19 protein-coding genes are annotated in these 18310 nt (G+C 54.3%); 8 read left to right on the forward strand and 11 right to left on the reverse strand.

Annotated elements, in window-relative coordinates:
* Nucleotides 1-7: 7 nt before the first annotated feature.
* The 6 genes from cydB to SK62_RS03705 all read right to left on the reverse strand — a co-directional run bounded on the left by cydB (nucleotide 8) and on the right by SK62_RS03705 (nucleotide 4725).
* Nucleotides 8-1018, reverse strand: a complete 1011-nt coding sequence (gene cydB / locus SK62_RS03680) for a cytochrome d ubiquinol oxidase subunit II (RefSeq protein ID WP_015571779.1) — start codon at nucleotides 1016-1018, stop codon at nucleotides 8-10.
* Nucleotides 1018-2421: a cytochrome ubiquinol oxidase subunit I gene (locus SK62_RS03685; protein WP_017382872.1), complete on the reverse strand. Its 1404-nt coding sequence runs from the start codon at nucleotides 2419-2421 to the stop codon at nucleotides 1018-1020. The genes cydB and SK62_RS03685 overlap by 1 nt, the downstream gene beginning before the upstream one ends.
* Before the next feature lie 70 nt (nucleotides 2422-2491).
* A complete protein-coding gene (locus SK62_RS03690) occupies nucleotides 2492-3364 on the reverse strand; it encodes a manganese catalase family protein (RefSeq protein ID WP_015571777.1) in 873 nt (290 codons plus the stop codon).
* A 17-nt stretch (nucleotides 3365-3381) separates the two neighbouring features.
* Nucleotides 3382-3888, reverse strand: coding sequence for a ferritin-like domain-containing protein (locus SK62_RS03695; protein ID WP_047719228.1), 507 nt, complete (start codon nucleotides 3886-3888; stop codon nucleotides 3382-3384).
* A 60-nt stretch (nucleotides 3889-3948) separates the two neighbouring features.
* The gene (locus SK62_RS03700) at nucleotides 3949-4446 is read right to left on the reverse strand and encodes a YciE/YciF ferroxidase family protein (protein ID WP_003862851.1); all 498 of its coding nucleotides are present in this window, start codon (nucleotides 4444-4446) and stop codon (nucleotides 3949-3951) included.
* 90 nt (nucleotides 4447-4536) lie between these two features.
* On the reverse strand, nucleotides 4537-4725 hold the full coding sequence (locus tag SK62_RS03705) for a con-10 family general stress protein (RefSeq protein WP_015571775.1): 189 nt from the start codon (nucleotides 4723-4725) through the stop codon (nucleotides 4537-4539).
* Nucleotides 4726-5178: 453 nt separating this feature from the next.
* Between SK62_RS03705 and yjdI the strand changes: the two genes are divergently transcribed.
* Nucleotides 5179-5409: a 4Fe-4S mono-cluster protein YjdI gene (yjdI, locus tag SK62_RS03710; RefSeq protein ID WP_015571774.1), complete on the forward strand. Its 231-nt coding sequence runs from the start codon at nucleotides 5179-5181 to the stop codon at nucleotides 5407-5409.
* 10 nt (nucleotides 5410-5419) lie between these two features.
* Nucleotides 5420-5692: a GNAT family N-acetyltransferase gene (locus SK62_RS03715; RefSeq protein ID WP_003862848.1), complete on the forward strand. Its 273-nt coding sequence runs from the start codon at nucleotides 5420-5422 to the stop codon at nucleotides 5690-5692.
* A 33-nt stretch (nucleotides 5693-5725) separates the two neighbouring features.
* On the opposite strand, the gene SK62_RS03720 is transcribed toward SK62_RS03715, so the two are convergent.
* Both SK62_RS03720 and SK62_RS03725 read right to left on the reverse strand, forming a co-directional pair.
* A complete protein-coding gene (locus tag SK62_RS03720) occupies nucleotides 5726-6955 on the reverse strand; it encodes an amino acid permease (RefSeq protein ID WP_003862847.1) in 1230 nt (409 codons plus the stop codon).
* A gap of 116 nt (nucleotides 6956-7071) precedes the next feature.
* Nucleotides 7072-7536 (reverse strand): multidrug/biocide efflux PACE transporter, encoded by a 465-nt coding sequence (locus tag SK62_RS03725; RefSeq protein WP_022651793.1) that lies wholly within the window; start codon nucleotides 7534-7536, stop codon nucleotides 7072-7074.
* A gap of 101 nt (nucleotides 7537-7637) precedes the next feature.
* Between SK62_RS03725 and SK62_RS03730 the strand changes: the two genes are divergently transcribed.
* From SK62_RS03730 to SK62_RS03740, 3 genes are all read left to right on the forward strand, one after another.
* On the forward strand, nucleotides 7638-8504 hold the full coding sequence (locus SK62_RS03730; protein WP_048249292.1) for a LysR family transcriptional regulator: 867 nt from the start codon (nucleotides 7638-7640) through the stop codon (nucleotides 8502-8504).
* A 92-nt stretch (nucleotides 8505-8596) separates the two neighbouring features.
* Nucleotides 8597-9775, forward strand: a complete 1179-nt coding sequence (locus SK62_RS03735; RefSeq protein ID WP_017692722.1) for an acetyl-CoA C-acetyltransferase — start codon at nucleotides 8597-8599, stop codon at nucleotides 9773-9775.
* Nucleotides 9776-10092: 317 nt separating this feature from the next.
* Entirely contained in the window at nucleotides 10093-10776 is a 684-nt protein-coding gene (locus SK62_RS03740) for an oligogalacturonate-specific porin KdgM family protein (protein ID WP_003862842.1), read from the forward strand.
* A 153-nt stretch (nucleotides 10777-10929) separates the two neighbouring features.
* Here the strand turns inward: SK62_RS03740 and SK62_RS03745 are convergent, their stop codons facing one another.
* Complete coding sequence (locus SK62_RS03745) at nucleotides 10930-12105, reverse strand: oligogalacturonate lyase family protein (RefSeq protein WP_033487612.1); 1176 nt, start codon at nucleotides 12103-12105, stop codon at nucleotides 10930-10932.
* Nucleotides 12106-12405: 300 nt separating this feature from the next.
* On the opposite strand from SK62_RS03745, the gene kduI reads away from it, so the two are divergent.
* The 3 genes from kduI to SK62_RS03760 all read left to right on the forward strand — a co-directional run bounded on the left by kduI (nucleotide 12406) and on the right by SK62_RS03760 (nucleotide 15795).
* Complete coding sequence (kduI, locus tag SK62_RS03750) at nucleotides 12406-13242, forward strand: 5-dehydro-4-deoxy-D-glucuronate isomerase (protein ID WP_047057554.1); 837 nt, start codon at nucleotides 12406-12408, stop codon at nucleotides 13240-13242.
* 63 nt (nucleotides 13243-13305) lie between these two features.
* Nucleotides 13306-14067 carry a 2-dehydro-3-deoxy-D-gluconate 5-dehydrogenase KduD gene (kduD, locus tag SK62_RS03755; protein ID WP_003862835.1) on the forward strand — a complete coding sequence of 254 codons (762 nt, stop codon included), beginning with the start codon at nucleotides 13306-13308 and terminating at the stop codon, nucleotides 14065-14067.
* 312 nt (nucleotides 14068-14379) lie between these two features.
* Nucleotides 14380-15795 carry an arabinose-proton symporter AraE gene (locus SK62_RS03760; RefSeq protein ID WP_023304357.1) on the forward strand — a complete coding sequence of 472 codons (1416 nt, stop codon included), beginning with the start codon at nucleotides 14380-14382 and terminating at the stop codon, nucleotides 15793-15795.
* 84 nt (nucleotides 15796-15879) lie between these two features.
* Here the strand turns inward: SK62_RS03760 and SK62_RS03765 are convergent, their stop codons facing one another.
* Entirely contained in the window at nucleotides 15880-17166 is a 1287-nt protein-coding gene (locus SK62_RS03765) for an ABC transporter substrate-binding protein (RefSeq protein ID WP_032668596.1), read from the reverse strand.
* Nucleotides 17167-17179: 13 nt separating this feature from the next.
* Complete coding sequence (locus tag SK62_RS03770) at nucleotides 17180-18307, reverse strand: ABC transporter ATP-binding protein (protein WP_017382861.1); 1128 nt, start codon at nucleotides 18305-18307, stop codon at nucleotides 17180-17182.
* Nucleotides 18308-18310: the final 3 nt, after the last annotated feature.

The raw sequence follows: 18310 nt of genomic DNA on the forward strand, positions 1-18310 counted from the left end.
GCAATCCTTAATGATAACCTTCGGTATCAGACACTTTGCCCCGGAAGACGTAGTAGCTCCAGGCGGTATAAACCAGGATCACCGGGATGATTAACAGCGTGCCGATTAGCATAAACAGCTGGCTGGCAGGCGGCGCGGCAGCTTCCCACAGGGTGATGTGCGGCGGAATAATGTGTGGCCACAGGCTGATGCCCAGGCCGCTAAAGCCGAGGAAGATCAGGCCCAGCGTTAACAGGAACGGACGGGCATGGCTGTCGGGATTGCGCGTCAGCCGCCAGATCCACAGGCTGAATACCGCCACCAGAACCGGAACCGGCAGGAACCAGAAAAAGTTGGGCAGAGTAAACCAGCGCTCGGCGACAAACTGCCAGCCGAGCGGGGTCCAGATACTTACCACCGCAATAACGGCGATCAGCGCCAGCAGCACGTGGCGGGTCAGCTCGCGCATCCGGTTTTGCAGCGCGCCTTCGCTTTTCATGATCAGCCACGTGGTAGCCAGCAGGGTATAGGCGACAATTAAGCCCAGCCCGCAGAACAGATTAAACGGGGTGAACCAGTCCAGCGAGGAGCCCACAAAGCGACGCCCTTCCACGTCAAAGCCGTTGATCATCGCGCCAACCACAATCCCCTGGCTGAAGGTTGCCAGCAGGGAACCGCCGGCAAAGGAGTAGTCCCAGAATTTGCGGTGTGAAGGGGTCGCCTTAAAGCGAAACTCAAACGCCACCCCGCGGAAAATAAGCCCGATCAGCATGGCCGTCAGCGGGATGGTCAGGGCATCAATTATCACCGCGTAAGCCAGCGGAAACGCGCCGAACAATCCTGCACCGCCGAGAACCAGCCAGGTTTCATTTCCGTCCCAGACCGGGGCGACGCTGTTCACCATCACGTCGCGCTCTTTGGCATCGCCCACAAAGCTGAACAGCATGCCGATACCGAGATCGAAACCGTCCATGATGATGTACATCAGCGTGGCGAAGACAATAATGGCAAACCAGATGACCGGGATATCGACGCCCATCAGATCTTCTCCTCTTCCGGAACGGACTCGGCGGCGGACAGCGGACGGGCAGGGGTGCCCGACGTATTAGACGTTAGCGTGCCCACAGGCTGCGGACCTTTCTTAATCAACCGGGCGAGATACACATAACCCACGCCAAACACCGAACAGTAGACCACGATAAAGGCCAGCAGGCTGATGCTCATCTGCAACGTGCTGTGCAGAGACACCGCATCTATCGTGCGCAGATAGCCGTAAACGACCCACGGCTGGCGGCCCACTTCGGTGGTGACCCACCCGGCGAGCAGCGCGAGCAGTCCGGCAGGCCCCATACAGAGGGCAAACCAGTGGAATGGCCGCGAGTGATAGAGTCGACGGCGATAGCGCAGCCAGACGCTCAGCACGCCAAGGGTAATCATCAGCAGCCCCATGCCGACCATAATGCGGAAGGACCAGAAGACGATGAGCGAGTTAGGGCGGTCCTCTTTCGGGAAATCCTTCAGCGCCGGGACCTGTTTATCCAGGCTGTGCGTCAGGATCAGGCTGCCGAGCGCGGGAATTTCAAGCCCGTATTTGGTGCGCTCCTCTTCCATATCCGGTACGCCAAACAACAGCAGCGGGGTGGCCTCGCCGGGCGGGTTTTCCCAGTGGCCTTCAATCGCGGCGATTTTGGCAGGCTGGTGCTCAAGCGTATTCAGGCCGTGCATATCCCCAACCACAGCCTGAATGGGCGCGACCAGCAGCGCCATCCACATGGCCATGGAGAACATTGTGCGAATAGCGGGCGTATCGTTACCGCGCAGCAGATGCCATGCCCCGGATGCGCCCACAAACAAGGCGCTGCACAGGAAGGCGGCGATGGACATATGGATCAGGCGGTAAGGGAATGAGGGGTTAAAGATAATGGCCAGCCAGTCTTCGGGAATGACCTGACCGTTCTGAATACTGAAGCCCTGCGGGGTGTGCATCCAGCTGTTGGAGGCGAGGATCCAGAAGGTGGACATCAGCGTGCCCAGCGCCACCATGCAGGTGGCAAAGAAGTGCAGGCCGGGGCCGACCTTGTTCCAGCCGAACAGCATCACGCCTAAGAAACCAGCTTCCAGGAAGAAGGCGGTTAAGACTTCATAGGTGAGCAGAGGGCCGGTTATGCTGCCTGCGAACTGGGAAAAGCCGCTCCAGTTAGTCCCAAACTGGTAAGCCATGACCAGCCCGGAAACCACTCCCATACCAAAGTTGACGGCGAAAATTTTCAGCCAGAAATGGTATAGCGAGCGCCAGACATCATTTTTGGTGCGAAGCCACATGCCTTCGAGAACCACCAGATAGCTCGCAAGCCCGATGGTGATCGCCGGGAAGAGAATATGAAAAGAGACGGTAAAGGCGAACTGTATCCTGGCCAGATGAAACGCATCAAGCTCGAACATGCTCCGTACCTCTGGAACTGATAGCGCACAAGGCATTGCCAGACAGCCTCAGGCTGCCTGGCAAAACCGGTTACGGTTTTTTCTTACCTGCACCAAGCTCGGCACCGGTAAGCGGATCGGCATTGGGGTCGGATTTCGTGCGTGCGCACATCGCTTTGACCAGCGTTTCCTGCTCTGTAGTGAGCGTTACGCTTGCGCCGCCGTCACCGCCATCGACCGCTGGCTGAGGAGATTCCACGTAGTCGAAGTGCTTATCGCTGTTCCAGCTGCCGCGAACTTCTCCCCCCTCAGACATATTGTAGTACTTGTTGGTGTACTCTTCGATTGGCGGCAGTTTACCCGGTGGGAAATTGTTACGGATCGACTGGAGCGCCTTCTCAAACGAGAGCTGGTGTGCTGCCTCACGCGTCATTAAAAACGCCAGCGCATCTTTAACACCCGGATCGTCCGTTACGTTAATAAGCCGTTCGTAGATAATTTTGGCGCGCGCCTCGGCCGCTATGTTAGAGCGCAGATCCGCGGTCGGTTCGCCAATGGTATCCACGTACGCCGCCGTCCACGGTACGCCTGCGGAGTTAGTAAGCGGAGTACCGCCGCCGTAGAGCAGGGAGGTGATATGACTGTCGTTGCCGTTCTCGGTCATGGAGCGGTACAGTTCCGCTTCATTTTCAACGCCTTCCGCCAGTTCGCCTTTCGCACCCTTATTGAGCATACCCACCAGGGTGCCGATAATTTCCAGGTGACTTAACTCCTCGGTCGCGATATCCATCAGCATATCTTTACGACCGGGATCGTCGTCGCTCAATCCTTGCGTAAAGTAACGACATGCCGCGGCAAGTTCGCCCTGTGGCCCGCCAAACTGCTCAAGCAGAAGATTGGCCAGGCCCGGATTCGGTTCGGCTACGCGTACCGTGTATTGCAGCTGTTTTACGTGTCGAAACATACATTCTCCCTCTTTTGTTATTTTTTCGCTTCAACGCCATCCGCGTCGGAGCGCAGCAGGAACTGTTCCGTCGTCTGTGGAATATGCTGGAGCAGCCAGTCTGCCATCTGGCGCTCTTCTTCCAGAATGGATTCAAGGGCTGAAATGGAGGCGGTATCGCCCGCTTGTTTGGCCGCAGCCAGCAGAGAGGTGTAGCAGGCAATTTCAAACTGCTCAAAAACGTAGCCGCTGATAGAGCCTTTAACAATTTCGTCGGAAGGGAACATGCCGCCAATGGACTGGCCGAGCGCCGCCATTTTACTCATGGAATCTTTTATGACCGAACGGGAAATATCATTGCGGTCGAGAATTTCTTCCAGCACGGTAATTTGGTGTTTAGTTTCATTAACGTGTTGTTCAATTCGTGCACGTAAGTCGGGATAATTATCAATACGGCTGGCCATTGATTCCAGCATGGATTCGGCTTGCTTTTCCATCGCATGGGCATCGCGTAGCCAATCATGGTAGTGTTCTACATGATTCATAATTAACTCCTGTGATTTATTTTTGGTTAATTTTTGGTGCTGATGCTCATCAGATATTAATTATCCTTTCTGGGCTTTTTGATTAATATTACCGACAGCCAGATCGGTTAATTTGAGATCGGTTTCTTTTTCTTCTTCCAGCGTTTCGGCAAGAAGTTTAACGGCTTTTTTATAGCCTAATTGTTCAGCCAGGGTGGCCAGGGTGCCGTAGCTGGCAATTTCGTAATGTTCAACTTTCTGAGCTGCGGCAATTAATGCAGCGTCACGCACTTCATTTTTCTCAGTGCTCTCAATAACTTCGTTGGCTTCTTCAATTAAGCCTTCCATCGCAACGCATTTCATGCGCTTCAGTTTGAGACCGGATTCCTGCTCAATAATCTGATCGATACGTTCGATCTGTCCCTGCGTCTCTTCGAGGTGAGCCGTGAACGCGGCACTCAGCTTCTCGCTGGATGCGGCGCGAGCTAATTTGCTTAGCGCGCGGGTCAGCTGCTTCTCAGCGCTGTAGGTGTCGGATAACAGGTGAATAAATACATCTTCAACAGTTTTCATATTCATATTTTCGCTCCAGTGAAATAAAGGGAAGGTACTGCGAGCCGACGGGCCCGCAGCATGCTCTCGGTATATTTATAAGAGCTTTAAATAAGATCAGGAGTTATCAGATTTACGGCCTCCGCCGTGACTGCTCTGTCCCCCTTTCTTACCCGCTTCAGATGCGCGTTGCGGATCGTTTTTGAAATTACCGCCGCTGTGCTGGCCGCCTTTACGTCCAGCTTCTGATGCCTTTTCACGGTCTTCAGCGAAATTACCGGAACCACCACGATGTTGCTCTGCCATATATCAACCCTCATGTTGCGTTTATGTCAGGAGATACGATAAGTAATTCGTATCAGTTGTCGTTCAGAAATTAACATTAGTCGTTATGTGAGAAGAGTCAAATTTCTTGTCTGGGTTGTTTTGCGGTAATTTTGCAGGGAGTGAAGAAATACCGCTTCGTTACGAGTTTTAAAAACGGATGGGAAATCCATCAGTTAGATGAAAATAAATCCGGAGGTTAAGATTGCGCTTAGCTAATAATCCTAATGTGAACGTGGCGTGAATTATTACAAGAATTGACACAGCGCAAAAATATATCTTCGCAACGGGTGTTCTTGTATTCGGAATAATCCTATGAACGTGAAGAAGTCATGCGCTGAAAAGAGTGTGGCTAAACCTCGTTTTTGACGTGGTCAGGCGGATCGGGTGAGGGTATGCTTCTTTTGTCACCACAATAATTACAGAGGCAATGTCATGGATCAGGAGCTACTGGATGCGGGGTACCGGGCCTATACCGGTGAGAAAATCGATGTCTACTTCAACACCGGGATCTGCAAACACTCGGGCAACTGCGTGCGCGGCAGCGCGAAGCTGTTCGATCTGAAGCGTAAACCATGGATCGCGCCGGATGAAGTAGATGCAGAAACGGTTATGCGCGTAATTGATACCTGCCCGAGCGGTGCGCTGAAGTACCGCCAAAAATAAGCGAGGAACCATGGAAATTCTTGAAGGCCATAACAAGTTTTACGTCAACGACGCCGAAGGCAATCAGGTAGCGGAGATCGTCTTTGTCCCGACCGGCGAGCATCTGAGCATCATTGAGCACACCGATGTGGATCCGAGCCTGAAAGGGCAGGGTGTGGGTAAACAGCTGGTGGCGAAGGTGGTAGAGAAGATGCGCGGTGAGAATCGTAAAATTATCCCGCTGTGTCCATTTGCGAAGCATGAGTTTGATAATACGCGGGAGTATGACGATATTCGGGCGTAAAACAGATGCCCGGCATTGCGCCGGGCAGCATGCTCAACCCACAAACATCACCGACACACACAGCACACCCACAATCAGCGTCAGCAGGTTACCGATGGAGCGGTACGGTTTTAATGACGGGATCAGGTACGTCGACAGCGTCGGCATGATGAACAGGATCATGGCGATAAGCGGACCGCTGATGGCATAAATCATTGAGATCGCATTCGGGTTGATGCAGCAGACCGCAAAGGTAATCAGCGACACGCCGAGAATCGAAACCGCGCGGTTAAAGGCGCGGCTTTTCTTCACACCCACCTGATTCAGCGACGATTTCACAATTTCCGTTGCCCCTTCAATCACGCCAAAATAGGTGCCGAGGAACGATTTCGACATCGCAATAATCGCCACGATAATGCCGGAAATGCCCAGCCATGCCGGGGACGAAGGCATCATTGACAGCGCGGACAGGATCGTCACCCCTTCCTCTTTTGCCGCCACGATATACGACGGTGGAATCGAAAGCAGGCAGCTGAACACAAAGAACAGCACGCTGAGGCAGATGATCAGGTACGCCACTTTCATGATTTTTTTGCATTTACCCATCGCCTCTTCACCGTATTTCTCGCGACGGTCTACGGCGAAGGTCGAGATGATCGGAGTATGGCTAAAAGCGAAAACCATCACCGGGATCGAAATCCACACCTGGTGCAGCGTATGCTGGTCGAAGGCCATCTGGCTGGTCAGCAGCGACGGCTGCCAGCTGCCCGTCAGATACAGCGAGACAAACAGGAAATAGGCGATCAGCGGAAAGACAAGGAAACCCATCACCTTAATGGTGATGTGCCGCCCCATCAGGAAGATCAGATTCAAAATCAGCACTACGCCAAAGCTCACCAGCATCCGCATGCCGGTATCCACCGTCATCCGTTTCGCCAGCTGTTCAGTGAGTGAGTTGGTTATCGCCACCGCGTAAATCAGAACTACCACAAAGAAGGCCACAAAATAGAGTGTGGTGATCAGGTTGCCGATCTTTTTGCCGTAGTAATGCGAAACGGCACCGGTGATCCCTTCGTTGCCTTTCGTCTTCGACGACAGAATAAATTGCGCCAGCGCTTTATGCGGCCAGTAGGTTAAGGGATACGCCACAAGGGCGGTAATCAGCAGGACAATCGCGCCAGCAGAGCCGAGCTGAATGGGCAAGAACAGGGTTCCTGCGCCCACGGCAGTGCCGTAGAGGGCGAAACTCCAGAGAGTCTCTTCTTTTGACCAAATTTTCGACATTAGAGCAACGTATCAACTATAAAACGAACAAAAAGGAGTGCAATTTACCATAATTATGCGTTGAGGTCGCCGTTGCTTCGCAGGGGGTGGGCCGGAGCAGGTCTCCGGCCGGAAGGTTATTCGCTTGCCAGGGCGCGTCGTTGCTGGCGGCGCTTGATGATTTTCTCCCGCAGGGTGTCGTACGCCCAGTTGTAGAGCATGGTGTACGGCAGGAAGAACAGAAAGAAACCAATTTCCAGGGTAAAAGCCTGGAGCAGCGTCACGCCCAGCACGGCGGCAACGATGGTTACGCCAATCACAATAAAGCCGCATTCAAAACCCAGGGCATGCAGGGCGCGCACTTTCGCCGTGCGCTTCACCCGCTGGACGGGCCAGAAACGGTCGAAGCCAAAGTTATAGATAATGTTCCAGAGCATTGCCGTGGTCGCCAGAATAATGGTGAGACCCCCCATTTCAACCACCGAGCGCTGCATTAGCCACGCGGCCGTCGGGGCGAGGATCGCCGTAGCAATGCCTTCAAAACAGACGGCATGGAAGATCCGCTCCGGCAATTTACGTTGGAGTGCATCCTGATGTTGCATATTTACCTCATATAGACGCCAGTATGGGCGTTGATGCGGCCTATTCTTATCGCTTAAGGTGATATATAAAAGATGGTATCCATCGATAAAGTAGATACATCATGCGTTACTCTCCCGAAGCACTGACCGCGTTTGTTGAAACTGTCGCCGCAGGTTCGTTTTCTGCTGCGGCACGGCGGCTGCGTAAAAGCCAGTCCACCATCAGCACCTCCATTGCCAACCTTGAAGCTGACCTTGGCTTTGAGCTGTTCGAACGCTCGGCGCGTCATCCGGTATTAACCGCCCAGGGTGAACAGGTGCTGGGCTATGTCCAGTCGATACTCGCCGCCAGCGCGCGCCTGGATGAGCTGGCCGTATCGTTAACCGCGCAAACGGAGGCGCGTTTTACCTTTGTTCTCTCCGATACGCTTAACCCGGCCGTGCTGGAACAGATGATGAGCCAGTTCGACCAGCGTTTTCCGCACACGGAATTTGAGTGCCTGATTGGAGAAGAGGAGGACGTGATCGATCTGCTGCAAAAGGAGCGGGCGCAAATTGGCCTGACGGAAGCGCGCGACAGCTACCCGACCGATATTGGCGCGACCCGTCTGCCCATGCAGACGCGGATGGCCATCTACGTTTCTGCCGGACATCCTCTGGCAGGGCAACATGAGACGCAGGCGGACGAGCTGCATGGCTGGCGCGAGCTGCGGTTGAGCACCTATCTTGAACGGGAAGCGCCCCTTTCGCGCGGGCCGGTCTGGTCTGCGCCGAATTATCTGTTACTGCTGAGCATGGCGGTACAGGGCTTTGGCTGGTGCGCGTTACCCTGCGCGCTGGTCGACGAATTTGCCGCGTCGAAATCGCTGGTGCAGCTGAACGTGCCGGGCTGGCCGAGGTCGATTGCCATCGATCTGGTATGGAACAAACGAACCCCGCCCGGCGTCGCCGGAAGCTGGCTGCGCCAGTACTTGCAGGACGCACGATAATCCTGTGACTAAACTCACTAATTTTAAACATTTGCGTCAATTGTTGATAACAATCCTCTACTATCGTCATGTCATTTTGCACAGAGGTCGTGATGAAAGATGTCGTTATAGTGGGTGCGTTACGTACGGCTATCGGCTGTTTTCAGGGAGCGCTTGCGCGTCACTCTGCGGTTGATCTTGGCAGCGTGGTGGTAAGAGCGCTGGTGGAACGCAGCGGGGTTGCCGCACATGAAATTGATGAGGTGATCCTGGGCCAGGTGCTGACCGCTGGCGCGGGACAAAACCCTGCGCGCCAGGCGGCGCTGAAGGGCGGCCTGCCTAATACCGTTTCGGCAATTACCATTAACGACGTCTGTGGTTCAGGTTTGAAAGCGCTCCATCTTGCAACGCAGGCCATCCAGTGTGGTGAAGCGGATGTGGTCATTGCCGGCGGGCAGGAGAATATGAGCCGTGCCCCGCATGTCCTGACCGACAGCCGGACCGGCGCGCAGCTCGGAAACAGCCAGCTGCTTGACAGCCTGGTTCACGACGGGCTGTGGGACGCCTTCAACGACTACCATATGGGCGTAACGGCGGAAAACCTGGCGCGGGAATACGGTATCAGCCGCGAGCTTCAGGATGCATATGCCCTCAGCTCACAGCAAAAAGCGCGTGCAGCGATCGACTCCGGGCGTTTTCGCGATGAAATTGTCCCGGTCAGTACCCAGCGCCAGAACGGCGAAGCGCTCATCGTCGATACCGACGAGCAGCCGCGCACCGATGCCAGCGCAGAAGGGCTGGCAAAACTCGATCCGGCCTTTGAAACGCTCGGTTCCGTAACGGCAGGCAACGCCTCATCCATCAACGACGGTGCGGCGGCGGTGATGATGATGAGTGAAAGCAAAGCCCAGGAGCTGGCGCTGCCGGTGCTGGCGCGGATTAAAGCGTTTGCCAGCGTGGGCGTTGATCCCGCGTTAATGGGGATCGCCCCGGTCTATGCCACGCGCCGCTGCCTGGAGCGGGCGGGCTGGGAGTTGAACGATGTGGATCTGATTGAGGTCAACGAAGCTTTTGCTGCACAGGCGATCTCGGTCGGGAAAATGCTGGAATGGGATCCGCTGCGGGTCAACGTCAACGGCGGAGCCATCGCGCTGGGCCATCCCATTGGCGCCTCCGGCTGCCGCATTCTGGTGTCGCTGGTCCACGAAATGAAAAAGCGTAACGCCCGAAAAGGGATCGCAACGCTCTGTATTGGCGGGGGGCAGGGGGTGGCCCTGGCTATCGAACGGTAATTTCTCCCTCTGCGCACAGAAAACCTCCCACGGGAGGTTTTTTTGTGTCCGCAGAATCCTTTTTTAACACTTATGCGTTCTTTCTGAAGCCCGCAATAATTATTGCGCGGTTAATTATTGGCTTTGTGAAGTGCTTAATGTGATCTCACGCCTGAAATTTACGGTTAATACCCTTTTTTTGTTGATGGGGTTCACGTCAATCTTTGCCAAAAAAAATGAAACAAATAATTTCGATCCTTGTCACTAAAATAACGGTGCATAAAAAATAAACTCAAGTTTCATAAAAACGAAACGTTATTTTAATTGAGGGTTTTTTCATGTTTAAGAAATCTCTGCTCCTTGCTTCCCTTATTAGTGCCTCTTTTGCGGCTAGCGCCGTTACCGTCGATCTGCGTCACGAATATATTGACAGCGGCTCGAATGCCGACCGTGTTGCCGTCTCGCACCGCTTTGATAATGGCTTTGGTTTTTCAGTCGAGGCGAAGTGGAAATCAGGCGGGGACAAGGCAGATCAGCCATTCGCGGATGTAGTGGGGAACGGTCACGAAGATCAGATTAGCTGGCGCTGGAAAGCGACAGACAATATCGCCCTGACCCCTGCGTTTACGATTGAAAGCACAGACAGTCGCACCATTTATAAACCGAATCTGCATGTGCAATATAGCTTCGATAATGGCTTCTACGTGGCTGCGCGTTACCGTTACGAATATACCCGCTACCCGTCAAGCTCAAATAAGGACGATGATAAAGTTAACCGTGGCGATGCGTGGGTCGGTTGGGTATTAGGTGACTGGCGTACCGAGCTGAACTATGTTTACGCGAAAAGTTCTGAAGGCGTGGCCCGAAATAACAATAAAGATTATTCCAACGAATATAATGCCAAGCTGGCCTACAAATGGGATAAAAACTGGGCGCCGTATGTGGAGGTGGGCAACGTGGGGGTTAAAGACACGGACGAACGGCAGACCCGGTTCCGTTTAGGCGTGGCGTACTCCTTCTGATAATTTATCTTCTTCGCTAAAACCGCCGGGTGGCGCTTCGCTTACCCGGCCTACACCTTCCTTCCACTCCGTCGTTTCGTATGTCGCGTAATCACTCAAAAAAAAGCCCTCCGAATCGGAGGGCAAGGCCAGTTACAGAAACACTAACTCAAGTCAGGCATGCAACATTTCAGGTTGCTCAGGGAGTTTCGCGATATAGAGGGCCGGTTTGCCGTCTTTATCGGAACTGTACAGCACCGCTTTTTCGTCCGGCGTGAAGGACGGATGCGGGTGGGTTACCTGGCGGCTGTTCGCCACCGTAGCCCATGAGGTGTCATGACGGGCGATGCGGTAACAGGCTTTCTTCGCCACGTCAAAGGCATACAGATAAGGATCGTTATCAATGGTGTAGCCGCCGGTGTCTTTCACATCGACAGGCGTACCGGAGCCGTCGCCAACCAGCAGGGTGCCGTCAACGTTGCTCATCAGATGCGAACAGGCGGGCATATTCATTACCGCTTCATTCACGCCGGTGTCCGGGTTGAAGCGGGAGATGGTGCGCCCTTGCTGACCTTTCAGGTAAGAAACGTAGATCAGCGCGGACCCGTCCGGCACCCAAAATTCATGTGTACAGCTTTCACCTTCCGCGTGCGTTTTCACTTTCCGCACGTTGCTGCCATCTTCGTTCACCAGCCACATGCGGGCGTCGACCAGGTCGTGCGGCCCTTCATGACAGAAGGCCACGGTATTGTCATCGAACGGGCGATAAATCGGATGTCCCAGCCAGATCTTCTCGTCATGAATGGTGGTGCTTTCACCCGTTTTCAGATCAACGCGCAGCAGGCGGCAGTGCGGCCCTTTGTGGAAGAAGTCGTGGAAAATTTTCCAGTCGTTGAGTGGCGTCCAGTCACGTCTGGCAATCTCAATACCCACCAGTTTGGTGCAGTCGCTGTTCGCGACCCAGGTGCCGTAGCCGACCCACTCTTCCGGTACGCGGTACACTTCGCGCTCTGCCAGCGTCTGTAAATCCACCTCCAGCAGGGTGCGATCGTTCTTCACATAGTAGAGGGATTTATCGTCCGGAGAGAGAAACCCGCCAAAGGTGTTATCGCCCGCGCCTTCGGTCAACTGTACCGCTTCGGCGTTTTTCAGATCCAACAGGTAATAGTTCCAGTGACCGTCGAACTCCCCGGCGAACAGCAGGTGGCTGCCATCGTTAAAGAAGCACTTCTGATAAAAGTAGTTGCGATGACAGGTTACTTCCGGTGGGGTCAGGCGGGTGACTTCCACGCCTGTATCCGGATCGCGGCTGACCTCATAGTTCAGCTTGACCCGCATACCTTTAGCCATAATGCACTCCTTTGAACGCGTAATGTAGGTTGAAAACTAGGTGATAAATTATCAAAACGTTGTTTCATTATGTGTGACTGACAGCGCACTTTCTCAGTTTCATTAACCAGATTGAGGGTCTTAAAGATTTATCGTGATCGAAACACCATTTCTGGCATAAACAAGCAGAAAAAATGAAACGTTGTTTTAAATTCAATTGAAAACCCCGTGGTCAGGGGATAATATGTGTTCATCACGAAAACGGAACGTTGTTTCGTTAATTATCTTTGCCTTCGGGCACGATCAATTCTGGAGGTTTACGTGGACGTCAGACAAAGCATCCACAGTGCGCACGCTAAAACGCTGGATACTCAGGGGCTGCGCAGTGAGTTTTTAGTTGAGCAAGTGTTCGAAGCCGACAAGTACACCATGCTCTACAGCCATATTGACCGCATTATTGTGGGCGGGATTATGCCGGTGGCGAAAACCGTCTCCGTGGGCGGTGAAGTGGGCAAACAGCTGGGCGTGAGCTACTTCCTCGAACGCCGTGAACTGGGCGTGATTAACATCGGCGGGCCGGGCACCATTACCGTTGATGGCCAGTGCTACGAAATTGGTCACCGCGACGCGCTGTACGTCGGCAAAGGGGCGAAAGAAGTGGTGTTCGCCAGCATTGATGCCAGTAAACCGGCGAAGTTTTACTACAACTGCGCCCCGGCTCATACGACTTACCCCACCAAAAAAGTCACGCCAGCGGACGTTGCCCCGGTGACCCTTGGCGATAACCTCACCAGCAACCGTCGCACCATCAACAAATACTTTGTTCCGGATGTGCTGGAAACCTGCCAGCTCAGCATGGGGCTGACCGAGCTTGCGCCGGGCAACCTGTGGAACACCATGCCGTGCCATACCCACGAGCGCCGCATGGAGGTCTACTTCTATTTCAACATGGATGAAGACGCCTGCGTGTTCCACATGATGGGGCAGCCGCAGGAGACGCGCCATATCGTTATGCACAACGAGCAGGCGGTCATTTCGCCGAGCTGGTCTATCCACTCTGGCGTGGGAACGAAAGCCTATACCTTTATCTGGGGTATGGTCGGTGAAAACCAGGTCTTCGATGACATGGACCACGTCGCTGTTAAGGATCTGCGCTAGTCGCAGGCAGTTAAGCATACATCTGCCTGTTGGTGACAGGCGCTGAACGATTAAGGAACAAACATGATTCTGGATGCATTTTCTCTGCAAGGTAAAGTGGCTGTGGTTTCCGGTTGTGACACCGGGCTGGGGCAGGGTATGGCGTTAGGTCTGGCTGAAGCGGGCTGCGATATCGTCGGGATTAACATCGTTGAGCCAACGGAAACCATCGAGCGCGTTACCGCACTGGGCCGCCGTTTCCTGAGCCTGACCGCGGACCTGCGCAAAATCGATGCGATCCCTGAGCTGCTGGATCGCGCGGTGGCGGAGTTTGGGCATATCGATATTCTGGTCAACAACGCCGGCCTGATCCGTCGTGAAGACGCGATTAACTTCAGCGAAACGGACTGGGACGACGTGATGAATCTGAACATCAAGAGCGTGTTCTTTATGTCCCAGGCGGCTGCGAAGCACTTCATCGCCCAGGGGAAAGGGGGCAAGATCATCAATATTGCCTCCATGCTCTCTTTCCAGGGCGGCATCCGCGTGCCGTCTTACACCGCATCGAAGAGTGCCGTGATGGGCGTGACCCGTCTGCTGGCGAACGAGTGGGCGCAGCACAACATCAACGTCAACGCGATTGCGCCGGGCTACATGGCCACCAACAATACCCAGCAGCTGCGTGCGGATGAAGAGCGCAGCGCGGCAATCCTGGAGCGTATTCCAGCGGGTCGCTGGGGTCTGCCGAGCGATCTGATGGGCCCGGTTGTGTTCCTGGCGTCCCCGGCTTCGGATTATATTAACGGCTACACCGTTGCCGTTGACGGCGGCTGGCTGGCACGATAATTCACCCCGAATAAAGAACCTCTGCCCTCGGGTGGAGGTTTTTTTTGCGCCAAAATTGGCTTTATCCATATCCTTAAAGATGAAAAATCCATACTGAAAAGGAATGAATGACGGGTGTCACACATTTATTGCTTAAATATTAACTAATTAATAAAAAATAAGGTTAAACCACCCTGATTTGAAATTGTAATGTCCATCACAGATCGGTATGTCGTAGCGAAATAATCCATATCTTCACCAGTTCCGGCCTGACACTTTCTTCCGGTATCTCGTAATTTCACTTAACGAATTTCGCTGTTGAGGCAGGAAACTATGACATCTGTAAATGACTCTACCCTTATGCCCGCTGCGCTGCGCGATACCCGACGCATGAACCAGTTTGTTTCTGTTGCGGCCGCCGTAGCCGGTTTACTGTTTGGTCTGGATATCGGCGTTATCGCTGGCGCACTGCCCTTTATTACCGACCACTTTACGTTAAGCAACCGCCTGCAAGAGTGGGTGGTGAGCAGCATGATGCTCGGCGCGGCCATCGGCGCGCTCTTTAACGGCTGGCTGTCGTTCCGTCTCGGGCGCAAATACAGCCTGATGGTCGGGGCGATCCTGTTTGTTGCCGGCTCTCTTGGTTCAGCGTTTGCAACCAACGTTGAAGTGCTGCTGCTCTCCCGCGTGCTGCTGGGCGTGGCGGTGGGTATCGCGTCCTACACCGCGCCGCTTTACCTCTCCGAAATGGCGAGTGAAAACGTGCGCGGGAAGATGATCAGCATGTACCAGCTGATGGTGACGCTCGGTATCGTGCTGGCGTTCCTGTCGGATACATACTTCAGCTACAGCGGCAACTGGCGGGCAATGCTTGGCGTGTTGGCGCTGCCTGCGGTGCTGCTGATTGTGTTAGTCATTTTCCTGCCGAACAGCCCGCGCTGGCTGGCGCAAAAAGGGCGTCACGTGGAGGCGGAAGAGGTGCTGCGCATGCTGCGCGACACGTCTGAAAAAGCGCGTGAAGAGCTGAACGAAATCCGCGAGAGCCTGAAGCTGAAGCAGGGCGGCTGGTCGCTGTTTAAGGCAAACCGCAACGTGCGCCGCGCGGTGTTCCTCGGCATGCTGTTACAGGCGATGCAGCAGTTCACGGGGATGAACATCATCATGTATTACGCCCCACGCATCTTTAAAATGGCCGGTTTTACCACCACCGAACAGCAGATGATCGCCACGCTGGTGGTAGGGCTGACCTTTATGTTCGCCACCTTTATCGCGGTGTTCACCGTTGATAAGGCCGGACGTAAACCCGCCCTGAAAATTGGCTTTAGCGTGATGGCGCTCGGCACCTTAATACTCGGCTACTGCCTGATGCAGTTCGATAACGGCACGGCGTCCAGCGGCCTCTCCTGGCTCTCCGTCGGCATGACCATGATGTGCATCGCCGGTTACGCGATGAGCGCCGCGCCGGTGGTGTGGATCCTGTGCTCTGAAATTCAGCCGCTGAAATGCCGTGACTTTGGTATCACCTGTTCCACCACCACCAACTGGGTGTCGAACATGATCATTGGCGCGACCTTCCTGACGCTGCTGGATGCGATTGGCGCGGCAGGCACCTTCTGGCTCTATACAGTGCTGAACGTGGCATTTATCGGCGTGACCTTCTGGCTGATTCCGGAAACCAAAGGCGTGACCCTGGAGCATATTGAACGCAAGCTGATGAGAGGGGAGAAACTACGTAATATCGGCGTGTAATGTCATTGCCCGGTGGCGCTTCGCTTACCGGGCCTACGATAGCCTGTAGGCCGGGTAAGGCGTAGCCGCCACCCGGCTTTGTGTTTACCGCATCGCACGTCTCAAAATACGCTCCGCCTGACGCTGGAAGTCAGCGGCCGTCTCTTCCACGGTTTTCTGCCCGTAGTCGATATACTGCAAAGAGGTACCGAACTGCGCCACAATCTGTGGGTCGTCAAAGTATGGTGAGACGGTGAGTTTCGCCGGCAGCGACTGCGCCAGGCGCAGGCCCGCCACGGATGGATCGTCCTCTTTAATGGTGCCGTCTTCGGTCAGATACTGCACCGCCACTTTGCTCAACGGCACGCCGCGCTCAAGACCCAGCGTATCAACCCCTTCTTTGCTGTTGAGCAGGAAGTTAATCAGCTTCGCTGCCGCTTCCGGGTTTTTGGTCGTCTTACCAATCGACAGCATCTGCGCCGGTTTGAAGAACAGACCCGCGTCGGTGGCGCCCGGTAGCATTGGGTAGCTGCCCAGCTCCAGTTTCGCCGGTGGCTTCAGGTTGTCGGAATATTTGTTGATGGTGGAGTTCCACATGTAGGTGCCGCCCCATTCACCCTGGATCCACGGCTTCATCTCATACATGTTGCTCTTACCGAACGAGGCATAGTATTTGGTGTCCGGCATGACGTGGCTGTCGATCAGCTTTTTGTAGGTCTGGAAAAACTCCACCCACTGTTCCTTTGTGTAGCTGAACTTTTTGGTTTTCTCATCCACCGCAGGAATGTTGTACTTCTGGATCATGTACGAATTCAGCAGCGCCAGCGTATCCTGGTGCTCCAGGATCACCGGGTAGTATTGCTTGCCGAGCTTGCTCTCGAAGGTTTTACCGGCCGCCATCAGCTCGTCCCAGGTTTTCGGGTACGCAATACCCGCTTTTTTCCAGGTTTCGTCATTGAAGTAGAACACGCGCGCCGTCACCGAGATCGGAATGCCGTTCAGCTTGCCGTTCACGGTGGTGGTTTGTAGCTCTTTGGGATCGAACTGCGACAGGTCGATCACGTCCTTCATCTTGTTCAGATCGTAGAAGCCATCACCGGTTTTGGAGAAGATCGGCAGCCAGTTCCAGTTCGTCTGCATTACGTCCGGCTCGGTGCCGCCCGCAATCTGGGTGGTCAGACGGGAAAGGTGACCGTCCCAGCCGGTGTATTCCGCTTTCACGTTGATGTCCGGGTTCTGCTTATGGAACTCTTCCAGCGCTTTCAGGGTGACCTGGTGACGGCCGTTGCCGCCCCACCAGGACATCCGTAAATCCACATTCTGCGCCATCGATGGCAAAGCGGTAAGGCCGAGGGTCGCGGAGATTGCTGCGCTTAAAAGCACTTTTTTCATTTTTATCACTCCATCAGAGAGAGAGGTTCTGTTCAGTTTTTGCGTCAAAAATATGACACTTGTTCATCTCAAACGTGAAATACACCTTACGATGAAGCCCCTTATCAATCATTGGCTTAGCCTCATCGGACGGGATTCGGGCGGTCAGTTCGTAGTCCGCGACCTTCAGGTACACAAAGAATTCGTGGCCCATGTTCTCAACGCGCACCATCTCCCCGCTACAGCCGCCGTCCGGGAAGGGCTCATCAGAGAGCGATACAAATTCCGGGCGCACGCCGTAGAAGATCTCCTGACCCGCGTAAGCCGCGACTTTCTCCTGCTTCTCCGCGTTCAGCGGCATGGTTTCATCGCCAATGGCGATGTGCAGCTGACCCGCTTTTTCGACCAGCACGCTTTTGCGTATATTCATCTCCGGCGCGCCGATAAAGCCCGCCACGAACATGTTCTTCGGCTTGTGGTAGAGGTTGTCCGGCGTGTCCACCTGCATGATATGGCCGAGCTTCATCACGCAGATGCGGTCGCCCATGGTCATCGCTTCGGTCTGGTCGTGGGTCACGTAAACGGTAGTTGCTGGTTTACCCGATTTCTTCAGCTGCTTGTGCAGGTCAGAAATACGGATACGCATCGAAGCGCGCAGTTTGGCGTCGAGGTTTGAAAGCGGCTCATCGAACAGGAACACATCCGGCTTTTTCACAATCGCACGGCCTACCGCCACGCGCTGCGCCTGGCCGCCGGAAAGCTGGCGCGGCAGGCGGTCGAGCAGCTCTTCCAGCTCAAGAATTTTGGCGGCTTCATTCACCTGAGACTCAATCTGATCTTTCGGCAGTTTGCTCAGCTTGAGACCAAAGGCCAGATTCTCGCGCACCGTCATGTGCGGATAGAGGGCGTAGTTCTGGAACACCATTGCAATACCGCGCTCTTTCGGCGCGAGGTTGTTCACGATCTTGTCGCCGATGCGCACCTCGCCGCCGCTGATGGTTTCCAGCCCCGCCAGCATGCGCAGGGTCGTGGATTTGGCGCAGCCGGATGGGCCGACGATCACCATGAATTCCCCTTCAGCAATTTTAAGATCGATAGCGTGTACCGCTTTAAAGCCGTTGGAGTAGACCTTTTCCAGCTTGTTGAAAATAACTTCAGCCATGGT

The organism is Enterobacter sp. BIDMC109 (assembly GCF_001037885.1).
Classification (GTDB): Bacteria; Pseudomonadota; Gammaproteobacteria; order Enterobacterales; family Enterobacteriaceae; genus Enterobacter; species Enterobacter hormaechei_C.